Genomic DNA, 3330 nt, shown 5'->3' with positions numbered 1-3330 from the left:
TCATCGCGGCGCGGCCCCCGCGGGCGGTCCCTGCGGCGCCGCCCCTGCCGCCGGTCCCGCCCCCGGGCCGGACACGAGGGAGGCGGGGGACCGCAACGGCGGCGGCCCGCGGCGCACGCCCCCCTTCGGCCCCGAGTACGACCCGGCCGACCGTGTCGCCGGCGTCAGCCCCTCGGGACTGCCCGTGCGGGCCCGCCAGCCCGCCGACCAGTGGCCCCGGTTCCCCAAGCGCGACGGGGACGGCAAGCCCGGCAGGAGCGAGCGGAAGCCGGCGCCCGCCAAGCGCCGGGACTCCCGGCAGATCTCCGACGTGCTGGCCGCGTACACCCAGGGCATCAACAGGAGCACCGGCCGCCGCGAGGGAGCCGGGGGCGCCGCCGATCGCGGCCGCCCCGCCGGTACGGGCGGCGGCAGCGGTAACGGCACCGGCAGCGGCCGCTCCGGCAACGACGACGGAGGCCGAGCCCGTACCGCCAGGAACAGCGGCCGCACCCGGACCGCACCCGACGACGACTCGCAACGGAGCACGTGATGACGACCCCATCCACCGCCGACCTGAGCTGGCTGCTGAGTGACTTCGCCCGTCGCATCCCCGAAGTCACCCAGGCCATCGCCGTGTCCGTGGACGGCCTCGCCCTGGCCTACACGGGAGTGGACCAGGACGACGCGGACCGGCTGGCCGCCATCGCCTCCGGCATCGTCAACCTGCTCTCCGGCGCCGCGCAGCTGATCGAGAGCGACCCCGTCGAGCACAGCCTGACCGCCATGGAGGGCGGCTACATGTTCTCCATGGCGGTCTCCAGCGGGGCGTCCCTCCTCGTCACCACCACCCGGGACGCGGACATCGGCGAGGTCAGCTACATGATGTCCGAGCTGATCAACCAGGTCGGCGACGCGCTCAGCCCGCAGATGCGCGACTCGCAGCCCGCCTCCTGACGACGGCCGCCCGGGCGGGGAACCCCCTCACCCCGCCCGCGCGCGCTCTCGGCGGCGCCGCCCTCCGCCGCCGCCCCGGCGCCGTCGCCCGCGTCCCCCGCGTCGTGTGCGCCGCCCACGTCCGCCGTGCCCGTCGTCGCTCCGCATCCCGACCCGAATCCGACCCCCCGGACCCATCCCATCCCATCCCTCGTTTTTCCCCTCGGGAGCCTTCGTGTTCGTCAACGCATCCACACCGCGTCGCCCCGGCCGCAGCAGAGCCCGGGCCTCCGCAGCCACCGCAGTCGCCGTCTCGCTGGCCGTCGCCGGCTGCAGCAGCGACAGCGGCTCCAGCGACGAAACGGTGAGGGTCGGCCTGCTGGCCGCCCTCTCAGGTACGTACGAGCCGGTGGGGACCGACCTGCGCAACGGCTTCCAGCTCTACCTGGACACCCACGGCGGCAAGCTGGGCGGGCACGAGGTCGAGCTGTCGATCGGCGACGAGGGCGACGGCCCGCCCACGGCCGTGCCGGCCGCCACCAAGCTGGTGAAGAAGGACCGGGTCGACGTGATGACCGGCATCGTCGCCAACGGCTCGTACAACGCGGTGCTGCCGATGCTGAAGCAGAACAAGATCCCGCTGGTCAGCTCCAACGGCCGCCCGGACCTGAAGGACGTCTCCGGCGTCTGGCACACCTCCTTCCTGTCCAAGGACTTCGGCGCCGCCATCGCCCAGTACGTCAAGGACGAGGTGGACGGCCCCGTCTACGCGATCGGCCCGGACTACCAGGGCGGCTACGACCAGGTCGGCGGTTTCACCGAGACCTTCGACGAGATCGGCGGCGAACTGGCCAACCCCGACGGCGAGACCACCTGGACGCCGTTCCCCGACACCACCAACTTCACCCCGTACTTCGCCGACATCGCCGAGTCCAACGCCGAGGCGGTGTACACCTTCTACGCCGGCAAGGCCGCGATCGACTTCGTCAAGCAGTACGCCCAGTCGGACATCGCCGACATCCCGCTCTACGCCTCCGGGGCGCTGACCGAGGGCAGCATCCTCCAGGCCCAGGGCGACGCGGCCGAGGGCATCCAGTCCGTCTTCAACTACGTGCCCGACCTGGACAACGGCGCCAACCGGAGGTTCGTCTCCGACTGGACCGCCAAGCACGACACCTCGCCCACCGAGTACGCCATGGCCTCGTACGACGCCGCCCACGTGCTCGACATGGCCATCGCCGACGCCGCCGACAAGGGCGAGGTCAACTCGGAGACCATCAACGAGGCCCTCGGCGGCCTCGGCCAGATCGACAGCCCGCGCGGCGCCTGGGCGTTCGGCGAGAAGTCGCACGCTCCGGTGCAGAAGTGGTACCTGCGCGAGGTCCGCAAGGACGGCGAGCAACTCTCCAACGTCACGGTCCAGGACCTGGCCACGCTCGGCGGCTGACGTGGGGGCACTCGATGCCCAGCTCGTGCCGGCGGTCGACGGCGTCGCCTACGGGCTGCTGCTGTTCGTCGTCGCCGCCGGCCTGAGCCTGGCGTTCGGCACCGCCGGCGTGCTCAACCTGGCCCACGGCACGCTGTACGCGGTCGGCGCCTACACCGGTGCCGAGCTGAGCGACGGCACCTGGGGCGGGCTCGTCCTCGGCCTCGTCGCCGGCACCGCGGCCGCCTGCGCGGCGGGCGCGGTGCTGTCGGCGGCGACGGCGCCGCTCGCCCGCCGCGGGCATCTCGACCAGGCGCTGCTGACGTTCGGGCTGGCGCTGATCGGCGGCAACCTGCTCGTCGAGGGGTTCGGCGCGGACGAGATGCCGGTGCGCGTCCCGGACGCGCTGGACACGTCCGTCGACCTCCTCGGCCACCGCTACCCCGCCTACCGGCTCGGCTTCATCGTGATGGCGGTGGCCCTCGCGGCGGTCGGCACCTGGGTGCTCACCCGCACCCGCGCGGGCGCCGCCGTGCGGGCCGCCGCCGACGACCCCGAGATGCTGGCCACCACGGGGCTCAGCCCCCGGGTGGTGCACACCGGGGTGCTTGCCGCGGCGGGCGCGCTCGCCGGCGCCGCGGGCGTCCTGGGCGCCCCGATCATCGGCCCCGGGCCGAGCACCGGCGACACCGTGCTGATGCTCTCCCTCGTGGTCGTCGTCCTCGGCGGGCTCCGCTCGCTGTGGGCGACGCTGGTCGCCGCCATCGGCGTCGGCGAGGTGCAGACCCTGGGGGTGTCGGTCGCCCCGGACTGGGCGCCGTACCTGCTCTTCGCGGCCATGGCCGTGGTGCTGATCCTGCGCTCCGGCCGCGGGCTGGCCGAGCCGCACGGCCCGGAGCACCACGCCGCCGCCCTGCGCGACCCCGCCGAGCGGCTGCGCCGCCGGCTGGCGCGGATGCCGTGGCCGTGGCGCGCGGCGCTGGCGGAGC

At 74.2% G+C, this 3330-nt stretch carries 3 protein-coding genes and 1 pseudogene; all 4 read left to right on the top strand.

Translation table 11 applies throughout. The features are described 5' to 3' along the window. Positions 1 to 532, top strand: a pseudogene (locus ABD317_RS35055) (hypothetical protein); the annotation flags it as partial. Further along, complete coding sequence (locus tag ABD317_RS35050; protein ID WP_027752040.1) at positions 532 to 936, top strand: roadblock/LC7 domain-containing protein; 405 nt, start codon at positions 532 to 534, stop codon at positions 934 to 936. The pseudogene ABD317_RS35055 and the gene ABD317_RS35050, both read left to right, overlap by 1 nt. A 214-nt stretch (positions 937 to 1150) precedes the next feature. Further along, positions 1151 to 2362, top strand: a complete 1212-nt coding sequence (locus ABD317_RS35045; protein ID WP_344295707.1) for an ABC transporter substrate-binding protein — start codon at positions 1151 to 1153, stop codon at positions 2360 to 2362. A gap of 1 nt (position 2363) precedes the next feature. After that, a partial coding sequence (locus ABD317_RS35040; RefSeq protein ID WP_344295704.1) for a branched-chain amino acid ABC transporter permease occupies positions 2364 to 3330 on the top strand: 967 nt, incomplete at its 3' end.

Source organism: Streptomyces synnematoformans (assembly GCF_039531005.1).
In the GTDB taxonomy this organism is placed as follows: Bacteria; Actinomycetota; Actinomycetes; order Streptomycetales; family Streptomycetaceae; genus Streptomyces; species Streptomyces synnematoformans.
The sequence above is the reverse complement of the archived record's forward strand: the minus strand, read 5'-3'. Positions and strand labels throughout refer to the sequence as shown.